This is a genomic window from Arthrobacter sp. 260 (assembly GCF_013116745.1).
In the GTDB taxonomy this organism is placed as follows: domain Bacteria; phylum Actinomycetota; class Actinomycetes; order Actinomycetales; family Micrococcaceae; genus Arthrobacter_D.
In genome coordinates, this window is record NZ_JABFOE010000003.1 from 217,661 (window position 1) to 235,705 (window position 18,045).

The window sequence follows — 18,045 nt, forward strand, 5'->3', positions numbered from 1 at the left end:
CCATGCTGGATGCCAGAACAATCGAAGCCATTGCCGACGAGTTGGTGGAGGCAGGACGCAGCCGTACCCCGGTTCCCCGCCTCACCACCCGGTATCCCGGCATGACCGTCGACGACGCCTACGCCGTCCAACGACTGTGGCGCCAGCGCAACGAGGACGCCGGGCGGACCCTCGTGGGACGCAAGATCGGTCTTACCTCCAAAGCCATGCAGGCCGCCACCGGCATCACCGAACCCGACTACGGCGCCATCTTTGATGACATGGTGCTGGACACCGGCTGCTCGGTGGACTGGGGCCGGTACACCCACCCCCGGGTTGAGGTGGAGCTCGCGTTCGTTCTGAAGAGTGACCTGGCCGGTCCGGGCTGCACCATCTTCGATGTCCTCAACGCCACCGACTACGTGGTCCCCGCTCTCGAAATCCTGGACTCCCGGATCGAGATGGAGGGGAGAACCATCGTGGACACCATCTCCGACAACGCGGCAATGGGTGCCATGGTGGTCGGTGGCCGTCCGGTGAAGCCCGACGCCGTTGATCTCCGCTGGATCGCGGCGATCCTGTACAAGAACCAGACGGTCGAGGAGACCGGCGTCGCCGCCGGAGTGCTCGACCATCCCGCGGCCGGCGTCCACTGGTTGGCCAACAAGATTGCCGCGCACGGCGACAGCATGAAAGCGGGGGACATCATCCTCGCGGGGTCCTTTACCCGACCGCTGTGGGTCAACAGAGGCGACACCATCCACGCCGACTACGGACCACTGGGAGCAGTGACATGCCACTTCCACTAGCCGCCACTTTCCGCGCTGGCCTCGCGGTGGCCGACCGGCCACTGGCAGGGATGTGGGTGTGCTCCGGAAGCCCCCTGGTCGCCGAACTCTGCGCTGGCGCCGGCCTGGACTGGCTCCTCATCGATGCCGAACACAGCCCGAATGGCCTCGAATCCATCCTCGCCCAACTGCAGGCCGTCCACGGCTACCCGGTCCATGCGATGGTGCGACCCCCGGTGAACGAGACTGTGCTGATCAAGCAGTACCTGGATCTTGGAGTGCAGAACCTGTTGATTCCGATGGTCAACTCGGTGGCCGACGCCGAAGCGGCCGTAGCAGCGACCCGCTACCCGCCCGCCGGGGTGCGTGGTGTCGGATCAGCCTTGGCCCGGGCCTCCCGCTGGAACAGGGTACCCGGTTATCTGGGCGACGCCGCGGAAACCATCAGCGTAACCGTGCAGATTGAATCCAGCGCCGCCGTCGACGCGGTGGAGTCAATACTTGGAGTGGACGGCGTGGATGCCATCTTTATTGGGCCCTCCGACCTGGCCGCGTCAATGGGCGTGCTCGGCCAGCAGGAACACCCCCTCGTGCGCGCCGCCGTCGAACGGTGCCTTGCGGCGGCGGCAAAAGCCGGCAAGCCGGCGGGCGTGAACGCCTTCAATCACCACACCGCGCGCCACTATCTGGACAGTGGTGCCAGTTTCATCCTGGTCGGAGCCGATGTCGCGGTGTTGGCTCGGGGTTCGGAAGCGCTGGCAGCGCAGTTTATCCCCGTATCCGACGGCGATTCCCCCGCAAGCTACTAACCACCGGGTGAGCTAGGGTGAGCAGATGTCCGAGCCCCAGTCCAGTGTCCTCACCGTCGGTTTCGTTCCAGGTGTGACCCCCGGCAAATGGGTCAGCCGGTGGCGCGACAGGCACCCTGGGAAGCCACTGGAAACCCTCGAATATGACGCTGCCAGCCAGCAGTCGGCGCTGCGGGATGGTTCGGTTGCCCTCGGCTTTGTCCGCCTTCCGGTGGACCGCGAGGGGCTCAGCGTGATCCCGCTCTACGAGGAGCAACCGGTGGTGGTGGCAGGCAAAGACCACGAGCTCTCACTGTTCGACGAGGTTCCCCTCGCCGAACTTGCCGCCGAAAACATCCTCGACGTCCTCGCTCACGGTGGAGCAAAGGCTGCTATCGAACTGGCGGCAACCGGCGCCGGCGTCGTGATTGTGCCAATGTCGCTTGCCCGGCTCTATGCCCGCAGGGATGCTGTCTATCGGCCAGTCCTGGACGTACCGGTCACCACCATCGCCGTTGCCTGGCTTGCCGAGAACACCACCGAGGATATCGAGGAGTTCATCGGTATTGTCCGGGGACGCACCGAGCGCAGCTCGCGGCAGCCATCGGCGAAAGAACCGGCGAAGAAAGAAAAGAAGGCGCAGAAAACGGCCAGCAAAAAACAGGCGTCGGTGCGGGTGCAATCGTCTTCGCCGAAAGCCGGGGGGTCCAGAAAGTCGCCGACCGGGGCCAAGAAACAGAACCCGCGCGGGCGGAAACCCGGCGCCGGTGGGCGTGGTCGCCGCTAGGCATCAGTCCCCGTCACCTGCAGGCCGGCCATTGCTGTGTACCAACTGCGTTGCGTCTTCACCCAAACGACCTTTCCGGCGAGTTGGTGGGGGAGGATTAGGTGGGGAATTGCCGGGTGTCGCTTGGGAAAGGAAAGATCATGAGTCAAGGTAGCGTGCTTCAGCGCAACAACGTGACCGAGCTGGGGTGCGCGGACGGACCGGTGGTGGTGTTTGCTCACGGGTTCGGAACCGACCAGGGCATGTGGAGCAAGATCCTGCCGTATTTCGTTGGCAAATACCGCGTCATCCTCTTCGACCATGTGGGCGCTGGTGGGTCGGACCTGAAGGCCTACGATTCGATCAAATACAGCGATCTCCTGGGCTACGTCAACGACCTCCTGGAGATCTTTGAGGAACTCGACCTTCGCAACGTCACACTCGTTGGGCACAGCATCAGCGCGATGCTGGCCGTCACGGTGGCTGCTGGACCCAGCGAACGTCTCGACAGGGTGGTTTTGCTGGCGGCATCCCCCAGCTACATGGACCGGCCCGAGGACGGGTATGTTGGCGGGTTCTCCCAGGAGGATCTGGAGGAACTCTTTGAGTCGCTGGACGCCAACTATGTGGTGTGGGCCAGCAGGATGGCACCGGTATTCATGAACGCGCCTCACGATCCAGGACTCGGCATGGAGCTGGAGCAGAGGTTCCACAAGACGAATCCACTGATAGCTGGCGAGTTTGCCAGGGTTTCTTTCCTCACGGATGTCAGGCATCTGCTCGGCCAGGTGAAGGTTCCGACGCTGATCATGCAGTGCGCCGACGACGTGGTGGTGCCGCCGCACATCGGCAGGTACCTGGTCGATCACATTCCGCACAGCACCCTAGTGAATATGAAGGCGAAGGGCCACTTCCCGCAGTCCAGTGCCTCCGAGGAGACGGCTACCACCATGCTGAACTTCCTGGAGCAGGTCAGCCCAGAACCTGTGCCGGTCGGGTGAAACCGGTAGATTTCGAGCGGTTCTTCCACGCTGCGCCGGCTGGCTACGTGGTGACCGCTACCGACGGAACCATCGTCGAGGTCAACGAAACGTTCAGCGAATGGGTGGGGACGGACCGTGCCAGTCTCCTGGGAAGCAGCTTCCTCCGGATTCTGCCGGTGGGGGAGCGGATCATGTACGGCACCCATGCCATGGCCCAGTTGGACGAGGTGGGTTCCCTGGCGGAACTCTCCACCGAACTGCTGGGAGTCAACCGCACCCGCATTCCGGTGCTGCTGTCGATTGCCCGCCAGCCTGCGGCGGAGGGGCGCCCAGCGACCGACTGGATTGTCGCGTCACGGGCCACAGAACGGCGCCTGCATGAACGGGAACTCGTCGCAGCGCTCAGGGGCCTACAGGAGGCGGAGAGCGCACGGAACCGGCTTCTGGACGAGGCAAGGCAACAGGCCCTGCACGATCCACTCACCGGGCTCGCCAACCGGGCCCTGCTCCAGCGGAGCATTCGAGACGCCCTCATGGTGGCCGCGAGTACGGGAGAGAAGGTGGGGCTGCTCTTTTGCGACGTGAACAGGTTCAAGCGAATCAACGACAGCCTGGGACACACTGCCGGCGATGAAGTCCTGCGCCACGTCGCCGCCTGCCTCATAGCCGCTGCGGGATTCGGAAACATCGTCGCCCGCTACAGCGGTGACGAATTTGTGGTTCTGGTACCTGCCGTCAATGCTGCCAACGAGCTGGACGTCATCGAGGACCGGATCCGCCTGGCCCTGGCCCCTCCCGCGAAAATCCTGGGTCGCGATGTCACAGTTGACGTTGCGGTGGGATCCGCGCGTGCAGATCCAGAGCAGCATGGCAGCGAGGAAACGCTGCTGTCCCTTGCCACACAACTCATCGACGACGCCGACGCCGCCATGTATCGGTCCAAAGCCCGGTCGCGGGGAAAGCCGCTGGAGCGTATCCACCTGCCCGAACGCATCCGCCTGGAAACCGACCTCAGGGGAGCTGCCGGGCGGGGCGAGTTGACCGTCCACTATCAGCCGCAGTTCGACGCCGAAACCGGCACCATCGTCGGTGCGGAGGCGCTGGTGCGCTGGCAGCACCCCGAGTTGGGCCTGCTCACCCCGGTGGCCTTCATCGACATTGCCGAGGAAAGCGACCTCATCGAGGAGGTCGGAGAGTTCGTCCTCGTCTCAGCGTGCAGCTTCGGCGCGCAACTCCGACGGGAGGGGCATGCCATCGAAATGTCGGTCAACGTATCAGCAAACCAGCTCACCAATCCGCGGTTTGAACCCTTCATCGGCGCGACCCTCGGGAACACTGACTTTCCGGGAGACGCGCTCACCCTGGAAATCACCGAATCCCGGGTTATTTCCGAGGCGGTGATCCACAACGGAGCACTGGAGAATATCCGCAAGCTCGGCGTCGGCCTCTCAGTTGATGACTTTGGCACCGGCTACTCCTCCCTGTACCAACTCCGCCACCTCCCCGTGACCGAGGTGAAAATCGATCGATCGTTCATCAGCAGCCTCTCCGATGAGGGCTCCCTGGCCTTCATCGCAGGGATTGTCAGCCTGGGGCATGGCCTTGGTCTACGCGTCGTCGCCGAGGGCGTGGAACGGCCCGGTCAGCTGACCGTTCTTCGTGGCACGGGCTGCGATCGGCTGCAGGGCTATTATCTGGGGCGGCCAGTGGAGGAGTTGGAGTTCCGTGGGCTGCTGGCCACTTCCCCGTCCCACGGCCAAACTGGGTGGCCTTCCGCCGACGGGCGGCACAGCAGCTAGATCCCGCCCCGTACCGTCCGAATAATCTCCGCGTAGCGGTAGAACGACTCCCGCGGAACGCGCGCCAGCGTCGAGGGTTCCAGGCGCACCAAACCGAACCTCTTGGTGTACCCCTCCTGCCACTCCCAGTTGTCCAGCAGGGTCCAGTGAAAGTAGCCCCTGACATCGACGCCAGCGGTGATCGCGTCCCCGATCGCTGCCAGGTGCTGCTCCAGAAACTCAATCCGGCGGGTGTCATGCAGCACCCCCCTCGCATTCCCCGTTCCGCCTTGCGGTCCATCGTTGTAGGCACACCCGTTCTCGGTGATGTACACCGGCGGGAGCTGGGGGTAGGAGGCTCGTAGCTGCTCCAGGATGGCGGGCAGGCCCGCCGGGAGAACAGGCCACCCGAAGTCGGTGACCGGGACGCCGTCGTACGGTTTCGGCACGAAAGGGACCGGGTAAAAGGGAGGAGCAGCGCCCACCCTGGTGGGGAAATAATAGTTGACCCCATAAAAATCCAGCGGCGAGGAAATAATCTCCATGTCGCCCGGCCGGATCACCTCGAAGGAAATCCCGGCCACCGACTGCAGCTCGGGTGGGTAGGTGCCCGCCAGTACCGGACCCGCGAACTGACCGTTGTGATAGTGGTCGTAGAGCACCGCGAGGCGTGAGTCCCGCTCGGAGTCGGTCGCTGGTTCGACCGGGGAATGGTTGTTCACGATCCCCACGGGGGTGGAGAGCGTTTCGCGAAGAATCCGCACCGCGGTCCCGTGCGCCAGCAGCAGGTGATGGGCGACCAGGAATGCGCTGCCCAGCAACATCAGCCCTGGCGCAGCGTGACCGATCGCGTGACCCACACCCGCGTGGACCACGGGTTCGTTGATGGTCATCCACGCCGCGACCTTTCCGCCATACTCGTCCCGAAGAATCCGCGTGTAGTCAGCGAACGCAGCGACGGTGTCACGGTTCTGCCAACCCCCGGCGTCCTGAAGCGCCAGTGGCAGATCCCAGTGGTAAATGGTGACCCACGGTTGGATGCCCCTCTCCAGCAGTGAATCCAGCAGCCGGTGATAAAAGGCAACCCCTTCGGGGTTTGCGGGCCCGCGCCCGGAGGGTTGAATGCGGGGCCAGGCAATGGACATCCGGTAGGCCTGCACGCCGAGTTCCTCAAGCAGGCCAAAGTCTTCCGCATACCTGTGGAAATGGTCGCAGGCTACCGCTGGGCTTGATCCGTCAAGGATGTTCCGGTGGCCGCTCGCATAGGCGTCCCAGATACTGTCACCCCGCCCGCCCGCATGGGCCCCGCCCTCGATCTGGGCGGCGGCGGTCGCAGTGCCGAACACGAACCCGGGAGGCAACCCGAAGAGGTTCATGGGCCTCCTTCCCCGGCGCTCAGCAGTATTCCTTCACCTAAAACCTCGCGGCCCGCTTTCGTCAATGGCTGTACACCGGTTCGTTCACCACTGGGGCGTCCCACAGCCCAGCCGACAGGTAGTGTGCTGAATATGCGGAGTAAACCCACCACCGGGACTGATGTCCCACCGGCCAATGGCAGGTTGCCAGGGAACCAATCGGGGCCGGTTGACCTTCGGCTCGCCAACCCGGCGCAGGTTAGTCCTACGGGGTTGCTCAAACCCGGGTGGGGGTTGTGGCAGGCCGGAGCCGGCCTGGTCCTCGTCCTGGCGCTGCCGCTGGGGGCCACCCTAGCCCTGTCCACGATGCTTCCCTTCGGACCGGAACTGGTTTTCGTTTCGCTCTGCTTCACCTGGCTGGTGTTGCTGGGAAGCAGTCTGGCGGCCTCGCGTGCGTGGGGATTCGGCTCATTGGCCAAGGATTTTGGCCTCCGGTTCAAATGGATCGACCTGGCGATCGGGTTGGGCGTCGGCATAGCGGCCCGCTTGGTCCTGGCTCTGGTGCAGGTGGTGATCACACTGCTGTGGCCGCTGGAAGAGGGTGAGGTCCTGCAGGGCAACGCGGAACTTTTCCTGACCGGGGACGATGGCTGGATCTTCGTGAACGCTGTGCTGGGAGGGGCCCTGATTGCACCGTTCCTTGAAGAACTGTTCAATCGGGGTCTGGTCCTTCGCGCGGTGCAGAACGCCTGGTGGGTAAAGGGATCGGCAAGGGGCAGGGTCTCGGCAGCCACTGAACGGCGGTCTCTGACCACCGCGACAGTAGTGGCCATCCTGGTCAGCTCACTCGCCTTCGGCCTCCTCCACACGGGCGCAGTCGGCGACCTGCGTTCCTCGGTCTACCTTCTGGTGGGAACTTTCACCGTAGGGGTCATTTGCGGCATTCTGACGGTCTGGACCGGACGGCTGGGTCCGGCCATTATGACCCACATCGTCTTCAACGGCTCGGCCATCGGACTGCTCCTCATGCTTCCCCCCGAACTGCTCACCTAGCGTCGGACCACCACTGAACAAACCCAGTACGCACGCCACCACCACGACAGGGATCCAGTATATGCATTCTAAGGAATATTCAAGTCTTCTGGTTGCTCACCAGGAAGCGATCGTCACCGTCACCCTCAATCGGCCCGCGGCGCTCAATGCGCTCTCGTCCGAGGTGATCGACGAACTGGATCATGTTCTCGATATCCTCGCTGCGGTGAACACCGTTGGGAAGTGGCCCTTCCGCGGGATGATTATCACCGGCGCGGGGGAGAAGGCGTTTGCTGCTGGTGCCGATATCCGCGAAATGACTGATATGAGCCCGGACCAGGCCTGGGCGTACAGCACCAGAATGCAGTCACTGACACTGAAGCTGGAGTCGCTGCACGTGCCGGTGATCGCAGCAGTGAACGGATTCGCACTGGGCGGGGGCTGCGAGCTAGCCATGGCCTGCGACTTCATTTACGCGACCACCCGGGCAGCCTTTGGTCAACCGGAAGTGAGCCTGGGCCTGGTGCCCGGCTTTGGGGGTTCCGTCAGGATGCAGCAGCGGGTGGGGCCCGCTCGTGCCCGCGAGTTGCTCTACACGGGTCAACTGATCAAAGCAGACGAAGCGCACCGGGTGGGACTGGTCAATGCCCTCTTCGATAGCCAGGAGGAGCTGCTGGGCGGCGCCCGAAGCACCCTCCTGAGGATTGCCGGACAGTCTCCGACAGCGGTCGCGGCAGTGAAGTCGACCATGCGCCAGGTTGAGGGCCACGACACCGCCCGTGGTCTGGAGATTGAGGCTGGGGCCTTCAGGGAGGCTTTCAGGACCGCGGACATGCAGGAAGGCACCCGGGCATTCTTGGCCAAGGAAAAACCCGCCTTCCCCGGTCGCTGACAGGGGAAAGCGGGCTGCCGGTGACTAGGCCTTCGCGGGTTTGGTCACGGTGGCGGTGGGCTCCATGTTCTCGGCGTCCACCATCCACGCATACTGCTCCAGCTTCTCGATGAAACCGTGCAGGATGTCCGCGGTGGTGGGGTCCTCCTCGTCGATCTGGTCATGCACACCGCGCATGGTGGCCACGGCGCCCTCCAGCATGGCGACCACCATCGTCACGGTGTCGGCCGTGGACACCAGCCCGGCGGGGAACTGATTGAGGGTGGTGCCCTTCGCGACTGACGCGCTACGTCCATCGGGCACAGCGTGGAGCGCGCGCATCCGTTCGGCGATCTGGTCCGCGAAGAGGCGGGCATCGTCGATGATCTCATCCAGCTGCAGGTGCATGTCGCGGAAGTTCTTCCCGACGACGTTCCAGTGCGCCTGCTTGCCCTGGAGGTGAAGCTCAATGAGCTCGACCAGTACGGCCTGCATGTTGTCAGTCAGTGTCTTTGACGCCTTCATGGGTATCCTCCTGTGTATAGAACCTGCCCTCTCCAGCAGCTAGTAAAGCACCGGATGCGAGGGGTGGATCAATCTTCACCCTAGACCTCGGTTGTTGTTGAAATCCAGCGGCAAGGAATACAATCAGTTTACTTAGTAGTTCATTTGTTGTGGAACTTACAGGAGGAACCAATATGACGACAGTCCAGGAATCCATTGACGTGGCAGTGCCAGTGAATACTGCCTACAACCAGTGGACACAGTTTGAAACGTTCCCCCAGTTCATGGGCGGGGTGGAATCGATCACCCAGACGTCAGAGACCCGCAACCATTGGGTCACCAAGATCGGGGGAGTGGAGCGCGAGTTCGACACCGAGATCACAGAACAGCACCCCGACGAACGCATCGCCTGGAAGAGTGTCGACGGAAAGTCCCACGCAGGTGTGGTTACCTTCCACCGGATCGACGACACCACCTCACGCGTTGCCGTGCAGCTGGATTGGCACCCGGAGACGTTCACCGAAAAGGTAGGCTCGGCAGTCAACGCCGACAACCGGCAGGTGAAGTCCGATCTCCAGCGCTTCAAGGAGTTCATCGAAAGCAACAACGCTGAAACCGGGGCATGGCGGGGCGACATTGATGCGCCACCGTCAGGCACCACGGCGGGGACCGGCGCAGCGGCCGGGTCAGCGGACCTCAGCGATCCCTCACTGGACGATCCCGAGTCGGGCGGCCCGCGCGCAACTGTCGCGCCGAGCTAACCCGCCTGCGGGCATGACCGCCCGCAAGCCGTCATCAAATCGGCCGGATCCTCCCCTACGGGATGGGTCCGGCCGATTTTTGGTTAGGCCAGCTGATGAAAGCCTAGGATGGGTCCCGCTGGGTGATGCTCTGGATCGCGTCGGTGGCCCGTTCGGAGAGTCGGGCGGAGATCGGTGCGTTTTGCGCGGACTCCGCTGCAGCGGCTTGGCCTTCAGGACTGACCACATAGGTACCGAACTCCTTGATGAGTTCAACAGTGGTCTCGTCAGGGTAGGACGAACAGTAGATGTGATAGGACACCAGGATCAGCGGGTACACCCCGGCCTCGGTGGTGGTCCGGTCCAGATTCAAGGCAATGTCGTTCTCAGCCCGCCCGTCCACGGGTGTTGCAATGTCGAGGGCCGCCGCAGCGGCCTCGGTGCTGACCGGGACGTACTCGTCGCCCACCAGGAGGTTGGCACGGCCAAGCGGGGGGCCAACTGCGGAATCGTCGGCATAGGTTACCGCACCCTCGGTGCCGGACACCGTGCTGACAACCCCTGCGTTGCCCTTGGAGTTCTCGTTTCCCAGCTCGCTGGGCCAGGTGCCGTCCGCTTCGGAAGTCCAGAGATCGGGCACCACTGCGTGCAGGTAATCGGTGAAGTTCTCGGTGGTTCCCGAATCGTCAGACCGGCTGACCGGCGTGATCCGCAGGTCGGGCAGGTCGACGTCGGGGTTTTGGTCAGCGATCGCCGGATCATCCCAGGAGGTGATCTCGCCCAGGAAGATGCCGGCGATGGTCTGCGCATCCAGGTCGAGTTCGGTGATACCGGGAAGGTTGAAAGCGATGCTGATGGGTGCCACATAGGTGGGGATGTTGAACGCCCCGTCCGGCCCGCAGGCCTCCTTGGACTCCTCCAGCTCCTCGTCGTTGAGATAGGCATCTGACCCGGCAAACTGCACGGCATCCGCGAGCAGCGCACCGCGGCCCGCCCCCGAACCGTCAGGCGAGTACTGGAGCTGAACCTGTGAATGAAGGGTTCCGAACCCGGAAATCCAACCGTCCATCGCGGGCCCCTGCGCCGATGAGCCAGCTCCGGTGATCGTGCCCCGAAGGTCGGAGTTGGCGCGTAGCGCGGCAGCTTCCTGCTCCGGGCCCAACGGGTAGTCAGAGCCGCACGCCGTAAGTGACAGCCCGAGAAGGGCGGCGATGAGCAGGGGGAGGCGACGCGTGGGGTGGGACAGCACGTTATTTACGATACAGGTGAACAGTAGGTGAACGAATTTCCGCCGGAGTGTCATCCACCCCTGGTGAGGTCCCGGGTGGCAGGGCCTTCCAGAAGGGTGCCCTCGGCCGTGAAGCGCGATCCGTGAAGAGGGCAGTCCCAGGACCGTTCGGCGTCGTTCCAGCCCAGGACTCCGCCAAGATGGGGGCACACGGCCGAGACGCGGTGCGTGACGCCGTCCACCACGCAGACCCCCTCGGGACGGGCACCGGTGCGGACCACCACTCCCTGGCCCTCCGGTGGGTTGACAGTCGAGGTTCGCGCGAGTGACCCCAACCACCCGTTGATCAGTTCGAGCCCGGCACCAGCATTGGACTTCACGGTGCTGAGGGCGTCCTGGGGGGCGACCCTGGTGGCGTACAACTTGCGGGCCCACGGCATGTGGCCGCCGAGGATCTCCGCCGACAGGGCGAGGGCAGCGGCCACTGCGTTGGTCAGACCCCACTTGTTGTAACCGGTGGCCGTATAGATGTTGTGGCGACTCAGGGGCAGCCTGCCCACGTAGGGAACCGCGGAGGCCGGTTCGTAGTCCTGAGCGGACCAGTGATGGACCGGGTGTACCGAGCCGAAGTGTTGCTGGGTCCACCGGACCAAGTCATCGACGAGGCCCTGCGTGTGGGTTTGGCGGCCCACCCGGTGCCCATTACCGCCGGTGATCAGGTACTTCCGGCTGTTGACCACGCTGGTGCGCAGGGAGCGGGTGGGCGGGTCGACTGACAGGTACATCCCGTCCAGTTCCAACGGTGAACCCTCCTCGGCGGTGAAGGCAACAGCATAGGACCTTTGCGGGGTGAGAACCGAGAAGTGCCCGCCCCGGTCGAGAATCGGGGTGCCGGTCGCAAGGATCAGATGTTCGGCCATCACTGGCCCCCTGGCCGTGTTCACCCGGATCTTGTCACCTTTCAGCTTGCCGGTGGTGATCCCTTCAACCCGGACACCTTCGATCAGCGCTCCGCCGTGGGAGCGCAGGTCAGCAACAAGGCCAGCCAGCACCTGCAGGGGATGAAACTGCGCCTGCCCTGCAAGTCGGAGCGAACTGGTCACCGCAAAGGGCAGGGAGGATTCGTTGCCGAGCGTCGGTGACAGTCCCGCTGCTCGACAGGCATCAAGCTCCGCGGCCAGGACGGTGGCGCCGGTGGCGGTGACCGAGTAGTTCACCGCATCGGCGGTATCGAACGGGATTCCGTGCTCACGGCAGAACCGCAGCAACCAGGACTGGCCCTCCAGGTTGCCGGTGACGTAATGGCGCGCTGTCTCGGCACCGTGATGCCGGATGATGGTGGAAAGCTGGGTCCCTTGCAGGAGCGACACCTTTCCCGTGGTGTTGCCGGTAGTGACATCGCCTGCACGACGCGCTTCCAGGACGGCGACCCGTTGCCCGGAGCGCGCCAACAGAAGCGCGGTACTGATTCCGGTGATGCCCGCACCCACCACCACCGAGTCATAGCTGGCGCCGGGGGTGAAAGGATCGGCCGGAACCGGGGGCCGGCTCGCCTGCCACAGGGATGTCATGGGGTACCTTCCGCCGTTGGAGTCTGGGACCTAAGCCCACTCCCAAATCCCCGTCCCGTCAAGGAATTCCAGGTATAGCCGGGTTGCCGCGGTGAGCAGAGACGAGATGGAGTAAGTATGCTGATTATTGTGCCGCCGACGGAAGAGGACGATGTGACGGAACCGAAGCGGTCAGTACTCTTGGACGCCGGGTCAAAGACCCAGGATGCGCTCTACGACCAGGGAACCGCTGCTGCGGGTTCGGTCGCTGGGGCCCTTGCTCTTGCCGCCGAGCTAGGAAGATCAGCCCCTTTGCCCGGGACTGGATCGACTCTTCAGCTCTGGGAAACACTGGCAACCCTCGCCGCCGCCGACCTGACTGTCGCACGTACCGTTGAACCCCACCTGGATGCTCTCGCCATCCTGGCCCAGGCTGGCCAGCCGGCCACTGAGGGAACCTGGGGGGTGTTTGCTGCCGAGGGACCAGGAACCCGCCTTGAGGCACACCCGCACGATCACCAGGGCTGGCTTTTGACCGGACGGAAACCCTGGTGCTCGCTCGCCGGCAGGCTCGACCATGCGGTCGTTACGGCGCATCTGCCCGGCGGTGGACGGCGTGCTTTCGCCGTGGCCCTCGGCCAGCCGGGAGTTACCCCTGTCACGGGCACCTGGGTGAGCAGAGGTTTGAGCGCAGTCGACAGTGGGCCAATCGATTTCGACCAGGCCGTGGCCACGCCGGTGGGTGACGACTCGTGGTACCTGGTGCGTGACGGTTTCGCCTGGGGCGGGCTCGGCGTCGCCGCCTGTTGGTATGGCGGCGCGGTGGGGGTGGCGCGGCGCCTGTTGCGCTCGATCGGTGACCGGGCACCGGACCAGCTTGCCCTGATGCACCTGGGCGAGGTGGATCGTCAACTGCACGCCGCCCGGGTTTCGCTCGCCACTGCCGCGGACGCCATCGACGCGGGCAGGGCCAGCGGCGACGCCGGCGCGCTCCTCGCCGCGCGGGTACGAAGCATTGTGGCTGACGCTGCAGAGGCAATCCTTACGACGGTAGGCCACGCTCTGGGGCCAGCACCCCTGGTTCTTGAGGAGGAGCATGCTCGCCGGGTCGCCGACCTGCAGGTCTACCTGAGGCAGCATCACGCCGAGCGGGATGCCGTCTCCCTGGGGCAACGGCTCATGGGAACGGGGGAAGGCCAGTGGTGAGCTTCACGCACGACGACGGCGGTACACCGGAACATCGCTGGAGCCAGGACTGGCGCAGCGACGCACGGCTCAGTGTCGAGTCTCTGTTCGACGGCCGCTTGCCGGAGCGGGTGATCGTCGTCGCAGCGCACCCGGACGACGAGACGCTCGGCGCTGCGGGGCTGGTGCGGCGCCTGGCGCACGCCGGAGTTGTTACCGACATCGTGGTCGCCACCAACGGCGAGGCCTCCCACCCGCACTCGCCGACGCACACTCCCGTTCAGTTGGGGGGCGTACGGCGCCGCGAACTTGAGGACGCCGTCGAGATGCTCGCACCTTCCGCGCGGGTACGCTTCCTTGGCCTCCCGGACGGATCGCTGGCAGCCGACGAACTGGTGGGGCTGCTCCGCCAGGAGATTGACTCCGGCGGACGAACCGGTGAGCGCACGCTGCTGGTGGCACCGTGGCGTGGGGACGGGCATGGTGACCACGAAGCTGCCGGACATGCCGCAGCCCAGCTCGCCGCCGAACTGAACCTGCCGCTGCTGGAATACCCGGTGTGGCTCTGGCATTGGGCAACCCCGGACTCGCCGGAGGTGCCCTGGGATCAGCTCGCGGTGCTGGACCTGGCCGGCGACGAACAAACGCTCAAACAGTCGGCGCTGCTCATGCATGCCAGCCAGACCGCGCCGCTTTCCGAGGAGCCGGGCGACGAAGCGCTGTTGGCCCCCGGTTTCCTGGAGCACTTCACCCGCGGGTTCGAGACCTTCATTCCCACGCCCTCATCGGGAGTCTTCGAGCGCCTCCATGCGGCCTCGGAAGACCCATGGGGACTGCAGGACCGCTTCTACGAACGCCGAAAGCGGTCGGTCGCCCTGGCGCTGCTCCCGCGGGAACGCTTCGTTGCAACCCTTGAACTGGGGTGTTCGATCGGAGTGCTGTCAGCCGAACTCGCGGCGCGCAGCGACTCCCTGCTCGCCCTGGACATCAGCCCGACCGCGGTGGCCGCCACTCATCGCCGGCTCGCCGACTTCCCGCGGGCGGAGGCTCGTGTGGCGTCAATTCCGCAGGACTGGCCGGCGGGCCAGTTCGACCTTGTGGTGATCTCCGAGGTGGGGTACTTCCTGACCCGCACGCAACTGCTCGACGTCGTCGCCCGCGTCGTCGACTCCCTGGCGCCCGACGGCGTGGTCCTGCTCTGTCACTGGCGTCACCCGGTGGACGGTTGGGAACTCGACGGCGACACTGTGCACGAACTCTTCCGCAGCTCCGCACCGCTGGCGGTGTTCGCCGAGCACAGCGAGGAGGACTTCCGCATCGACCTCCTGGTGCACCCTCCCGCAGTGTCTGTGGCGCGGTCCACGGGGGTGCTGTGAGCGGGCTGCAGCTACCCGGCGCGGTGACCGTCGTCGTCCCCGCCCGGAATGAGGAGGAAAGCCTCCCCCCGTGTCTCGCGGCGATTACGACTGCCGCACAGGTGCTGGCCGCCACCTACCCGAGTATCGACCTTACTGTGACAGTGGTGCTGGACGGATGCACCGACGGGTCGGCAGGGGTGGTTGCTGACTACCCATTGGCCCAGTCGCTGGAGGTCGATTTTGCCTCGGTGGGGCTGGCTCGCCGCGCGGGTATTGGCTACGCCCTCTCCCGGTTGGCCCGACCCATGGAGGAGGTTTGGGTGGCCAACACTGACGCGGATACCGTGGTGCCCGCGGACTGGCTGGTCGAACAATGCCGGCTCGCGGGGCAGGGTGTGCAGCTGGTGTTGGGCACCGTGGTGCCCGACCCGGTGGGCCTCGACTCGGAGCGCGCCCGCGCCTGGCATCAGGCACATCCGCTCGACGACGGGCACTCGTACGTCCATGGAGCGAATCTGGGTTTCCGTGCCGACGGCTATCTGGCGGTTGGGGAATTCGCTGCACTCCAGGTCCATGAGGACGCGGACCTCACGGACCGGTTGAAGGCGCATGGCATCACCTGGGCTGCGGTCGACAGCATCAGGGCCACCACGTCGGCAAGGATGCTGGGTCGCACACCGGGCGGGTTTGCCGGTTACCTCCGGGAACTACCCCTGACTGGTCGTGGGGCCGCGGGTTAGCCAGCCCGTTTGAGCCGGTACCCGTCGTCGCAGTGAATCAGCCGGCGTCCGCCGCCATTATCGAGCTGAATCCACAGGACCGAGGCGTCATCGGTGCGCATTTCCACTGCACCGGCCACCGGGCCGTCACTGCGGTGGGTGAAGGCGACCTGCTGCCCACGGCGCAGAGTCGACCAATCCACAACGTCCTCTCGTAAATGCGATGAGCTGTCCACGGGGGTCCTTTCGGTACGGGAGGTGATTCCCTCAACGTACTGATCCCGCCTGAACGGCAGGTGAATTCCCCCTGGGAGTCCGGGGTAGGCCCGAGCCGCTAGACCGTGCGCCACTTCCCACTGGTGAGGTGCGAACCTGCCTGCGGGCCCATCTGCAGCATGCCCCCGTCGACAACCCAGGACGCCCCGTTTACATAGCTGGACGCGGGGGAGGCCAGGAACGCAATCACTGCAGCGACTTCCTCGGAAGCTCCGGGGCGGCCCAGCGGAATGCCCGGGCGGTCGATCTCGTGAGGGTCGTCGTCCTCGGCATCGTTCATCGCCGTTGAGATCTCACCGGGAAGCACAGCGTTAGCGGTGATTCCCTGATCGCCCAACTCCAAGGCGATGGTCTTGATCAGCCCGCCGAGGCCGTGCTTCGACGCATCATAGGCTGCGGAGCCGACGCGGGGCTGCTCCTGGTGCACGCTGGTGACGGCGATAATCCTGCCGCCGTTCCCTGCCGAAATCATCTGTGCCGCGGCGCGCTGGATGCAGACGAACGCACCGTCGAGGTTCGCGGCGAGGGTGCCACGCCATTCGTCGTAGCTGGTCTCCATGAAGGGGGTCCCCCCGTTGACGCCCGCATTGTTGACGAACACATCGAGTCCGCCGAGTTCGCTGATCATCTTCTCGACCACATCTCCGCAGGCGGGAGCGTCAGTGGTGTCCAACTGGGAGACCACTGCCTTCTGTCCAAACTCGCGGACTAGACGCGCGGTCTCGTTGGCGCCGTCTTCATCGGAGTGCCAGGTAATTCCGACGTCGCACCCTGCCTCGGCGAGGGCGAGGGCGGTGGCCCGGCCGATGCCGGAATCGGAACCGGTGACTATTGCTGTGCTGGGTGTGTATGCCATGGTCCCTATCCTTCCGAGGATTCAACAGGGAAAGCAAGCCTGCTGACCTTGCCGGGACACAAAACCGGCCCAACGCTGAGGCGTTGGGCCGGTGGTGGTGCCTGCGCGGGGCCTTGATCCCCGGGCCTTCCGCGTGTGAAGCGGATGCTCTACCAGACTGAGCTACACAGGCGGGTGTGACTCCCTGCAACTACAGGAGGACAGTTGTTAGTTTAGGCCATACTCGGGCCACAGGAAATTCGCCGGTCCTGCTACACGGAATCGCGGATGACGAGGGAGGTGGGAAGCATCGTCACCCGGTCGGTCGGGATTCCCTCGATCAGGTTCACCAGGGTCTCAGCCATCTTCTTGCCCAACTCGATGATCGGATGGTGCACGGTGGTCAACGCTGGTGTCACCGAGGTGGCGAAGGAATCGTCGTCGAAACCGACGACGGCGATATCCTCGGGGATGCGCAGACCCCTCCCCTGAATCGCGGTGTACGCTCCCGCGGCCATCTGGTCGTTACCCGCAAAGACGGCGTCCAGGGGGCCGCCGCGGTCCAGCAGGCGCTGCATCGCGCGGGTCCCGGACACCTGGGTGAAGTCACCGGTCTCCACCAGGGACTCCCCGAGTCCAGCCTCCTGGACAGCGGCCCGCCAGCCGGCGAGCCGGTCGATACCGGGCGGCATGTCCTGGGGCCCGGCGATCGTCGCTACATGCACCCGCCCGGAGTCGGTGAGTTGGCGGGTGGCGTTGTAGGCGGCCTGCTCGTTGTCGACCTCGACGTAGTAGCTCTCCCTGCCGCCCACCAGCGGGCGTCCAGCGAACACCATCGGCAGTGACCCCGAGAGGTGCGTCCAGGAGTGGTCCCCGCTGTGGTGGGAGACCACCAGGACGCCGTCGACGTTGCCGCCGAGCAGGAAACTGCGGGTCTTCTCCGGCTTCGATTCGGACGAGATCACCATGTTGAGGGTGTAGTCGGTGTCGGTCAGGTACATGGCGATGCCCTCCACCACCGAGGCGAAGAACGGGTCGGCGAAGACCTTCGACGTCGACTCGGGGACGATCAGGGTTACCGTGTTCGCCCGGCGCTTGGCGAGGGAACGGGCGGCACGGTTCGGCGTGTAGTCCAGCGCGAGGATCGCCTTTTTCACCGATTGCGCAAGCTCAGGGTCGACGCTTGGGGAGCCGTTGACAACGCGGGATACCGTGGCCCGTGAAACCCCGGCCAGCGCCGCCACCATTTCCAGGGTGGCGACCGGCCGGGGTCCGCTTGTGTCCTGCGTCATTGTCTTCTCCGAGGTCTC

18 protein-coding genes and 1 tRNA gene are annotated in these 18,045 nt (G+C 64.7%); 11 read left to right on the plus strand and 8 right to left on the minus strand.

Features of this window, described 5'->3' with window-relative positions:
- The first annotated feature begins 2 nt into the window (after positions 1 to 2).
- The 5 genes from hpaH (at position 3) to HMI57_RS19495 (ending at position 5,103) form a co-directional block, all read left to right on the plus strand.
- Entirely contained in the window at positions 3 to 788 is a 786-nt protein-coding gene (hpaH, locus tag HMI57_RS05350; RefSeq protein WP_171584898.1) for a 2-oxo-hept-4-ene-1,7-dioate hydratase, read from the plus strand.
- Entirely contained in the window at positions 773 to 1,576 is an 804-nt protein-coding gene (locus HMI57_RS05355; RefSeq protein WP_171584899.1) for an aldolase/citrate lyase family protein, read from the plus strand. The genes hpaH and HMI57_RS05355 overlap by 16 nt, the downstream gene beginning before the upstream one ends.
- A 25-nt stretch (positions 1,577 to 1,601) precedes the next feature.
- The gene (locus tag HMI57_RS05360; protein ID WP_171584900.1) at positions 1,602 to 2,342 is read left to right on the plus strand and encodes a LysR family substrate-binding domain-containing protein; all 741 of its coding nucleotides are present in this window, start codon (positions 1,602 to 1,604) and stop codon (positions 2,340 to 2,342) included.
- Positions 2,343 to 2,482: 140 nt separating this feature from the next.
- A complete protein-coding gene (locus HMI57_RS05365) occupies positions 2,483 to 3,322 on the plus strand; it encodes an alpha/beta hydrolase (RefSeq protein ID WP_171584901.1) in 840 nt (279 codons plus the stop codon).
- Positions 3,319 to 5,103 carry an EAL domain-containing protein gene (locus tag HMI57_RS19495; protein WP_171584902.1) on the plus strand — a complete coding sequence of 595 codons (1,785 nt, stop codon included), beginning with the start codon at positions 3,319 to 3,321 and terminating at the stop codon, positions 5,101 to 5,103. Before HMI57_RS05365 ends, HMI57_RS19495 begins: the two co-directional genes overlap by 4 nt.
- On the opposite strand, the gene HMI57_RS05375 is transcribed toward HMI57_RS19495, so the two are convergent.
- Positions 5,100 to 6,458: a GH1 family beta-glucosidase gene (locus tag HMI57_RS05375; protein WP_171584903.1), complete on the minus strand. Its 1,359-nt coding sequence runs from the start codon at positions 6,456 to 6,458 to the stop codon at positions 5,100 to 5,102. The two genes, HMI57_RS19495 and HMI57_RS05375, sit on opposite strands and share 4 nt — an antisense overlap.
- Positions 6,459 to 6,590: 132 nt before the next feature.
- Between HMI57_RS05375 and HMI57_RS05380 the strand changes: the two genes are divergently transcribed.
- Positions 6,591 to 7,490 carry a type II CAAX endopeptidase family protein gene (locus HMI57_RS05380; protein ID WP_171584904.1) on the plus strand — a complete coding sequence of 300 codons (900 nt, stop codon included), beginning with the start codon at positions 6,591 to 6,593 and terminating at the stop codon, positions 7,488 to 7,490.
- Between the two features lie 61 nt (positions 7,491 to 7,551).
- Positions 7,552 to 8,361, plus strand: coding sequence for an enoyl-CoA hydratase-related protein (locus HMI57_RS05385; protein WP_171584905.1), 810 nt, complete (start codon positions 7,552 to 7,554; stop codon positions 8,359 to 8,361).
- A gap of 24 nt (positions 8,362 to 8,385) precedes the next feature.
- On the opposite strand, the gene HMI57_RS05390 is transcribed toward HMI57_RS05385, so the two are convergent.
- Positions 8,386 to 8,865, minus strand: coding sequence for a DNA starvation/stationary phase protection protein (locus HMI57_RS05390; protein ID WP_171584906.1), 480 nt, complete (start codon positions 8,863 to 8,865; stop codon positions 8,386 to 8,388).
- A 173-nt stretch (positions 8,866 to 9,038) separates the two neighbouring features.
- On the opposite strand from HMI57_RS05390, the gene HMI57_RS05395 reads away from it, so the two are divergent.
- Positions 9,039 to 9,605, plus strand: coding sequence for an SRPBCC family protein (locus HMI57_RS05395; RefSeq protein ID WP_171584907.1), 567 nt, complete (start codon positions 9,039 to 9,041; stop codon positions 9,603 to 9,605).
- Between the two features lie 103 nt (positions 9,606 to 9,708).
- Here HMI57_RS05395 and pstS read toward each other — a convergent pair whose 3' ends face one another.
- Together pstS and HMI57_RS05405 are read right to left on the minus strand one after the other, a co-directional pair.
- Positions 9,709 to 10,833 (minus strand): phosphate ABC transporter substrate-binding protein PstS, encoded by a 1,125-nt coding sequence (gene pstS / locus HMI57_RS05400; RefSeq protein ID WP_346655138.1) that lies wholly within the window; start codon positions 10,831 to 10,833, stop codon positions 9,709 to 9,711.
- Positions 10,834 to 10,883: 50 nt separating this feature from the next.
- The gene (locus tag HMI57_RS05405; protein ID WP_171584909.1) at positions 10,884 to 12,383 is read right to left on the minus strand and encodes an FAD-dependent oxidoreductase; all 1,500 of its coding nucleotides are present in this window, start codon (positions 12,381 to 12,383) and stop codon (positions 10,884 to 10,886) included.
- A 117-nt stretch (positions 12,384 to 12,500) separates the two neighbouring features.
- Here HMI57_RS05405 and HMI57_RS05410 point away from each other — a divergent pair, with 117 nt between their 5' ends.
- The 3 genes from HMI57_RS05410 to HMI57_RS05420 are packed head-to-tail and all read left to right on the plus strand — an operon-like array spanning position 12,501 to position 15,645.
- Complete coding sequence (locus HMI57_RS05410) at positions 12,501 to 13,568, plus strand: acyl-CoA dehydrogenase (protein ID WP_171584910.1); 1,068 nt, start codon at positions 12,501 to 12,503, stop codon at positions 13,566 to 13,568.
- Positions 13,565 to 14,923: a PIG-L family deacetylase gene (locus HMI57_RS05415; protein ID WP_171584911.1), complete on the plus strand. Its 1,359-nt coding sequence runs from the start codon at positions 13,565 to 13,567 to the stop codon at positions 14,921 to 14,923. The genes HMI57_RS05410 and HMI57_RS05415 overlap by 4 nt, the downstream gene beginning before the upstream one ends.
- Positions 14,920 to 15,645, plus strand: coding sequence for a glycosyltransferase (locus tag HMI57_RS05420; protein ID WP_171584912.1), 726 nt, complete (start codon positions 14,920 to 14,922; stop codon positions 15,643 to 15,645). Before HMI57_RS05415 ends, HMI57_RS05420 begins: the two co-directional genes overlap by 4 nt.
- Here HMI57_RS05420 and HMI57_RS05425 read toward each other — a convergent pair.
- From HMI57_RS05425 to HMI57_RS05440, 4 genes are all read right to left on the minus strand, one after another.
- A complete protein-coding gene (locus HMI57_RS05425) occupies positions 15,642 to 15,827 on the minus strand; it encodes a hypothetical protein (RefSeq protein ID WP_171584913.1) in 186 nt (61 codons plus the stop codon). The two genes, HMI57_RS05420 and HMI57_RS05425, sit on opposite strands and share 4 nt — an antisense overlap.
- A 131-nt stretch (positions 15,828 to 15,958) precedes the next feature.
- Positions 15,959 to 16,756 carry an SDR family oxidoreductase gene (locus HMI57_RS05430; protein WP_171584914.1) on the minus strand — a complete coding sequence of 266 codons (798 nt, stop codon included), beginning with the start codon at positions 16,754 to 16,756 and terminating at the stop codon, positions 15,959 to 15,961.
- A gap of 95 nt (positions 16,757 to 16,851) precedes the next feature.
- Positions 16,852 to 16,928: transfer RNA gene (locus tag HMI57_RS05435), tRNA-Val, on the minus strand.
- Positions 16,929 to 17,007: 79 nt separating this feature from the next.
- The gene (locus tag HMI57_RS05440; protein WP_171584915.1) at positions 17,008 to 18,027 is read right to left on the minus strand and encodes a LacI family DNA-binding transcriptional regulator; all 1,020 of its coding nucleotides are present in this window, start codon (positions 18,025 to 18,027) and stop codon (positions 17,008 to 17,010) included.
- Positions 18,028 to 18,045: the final 18 nt, after the last annotated feature.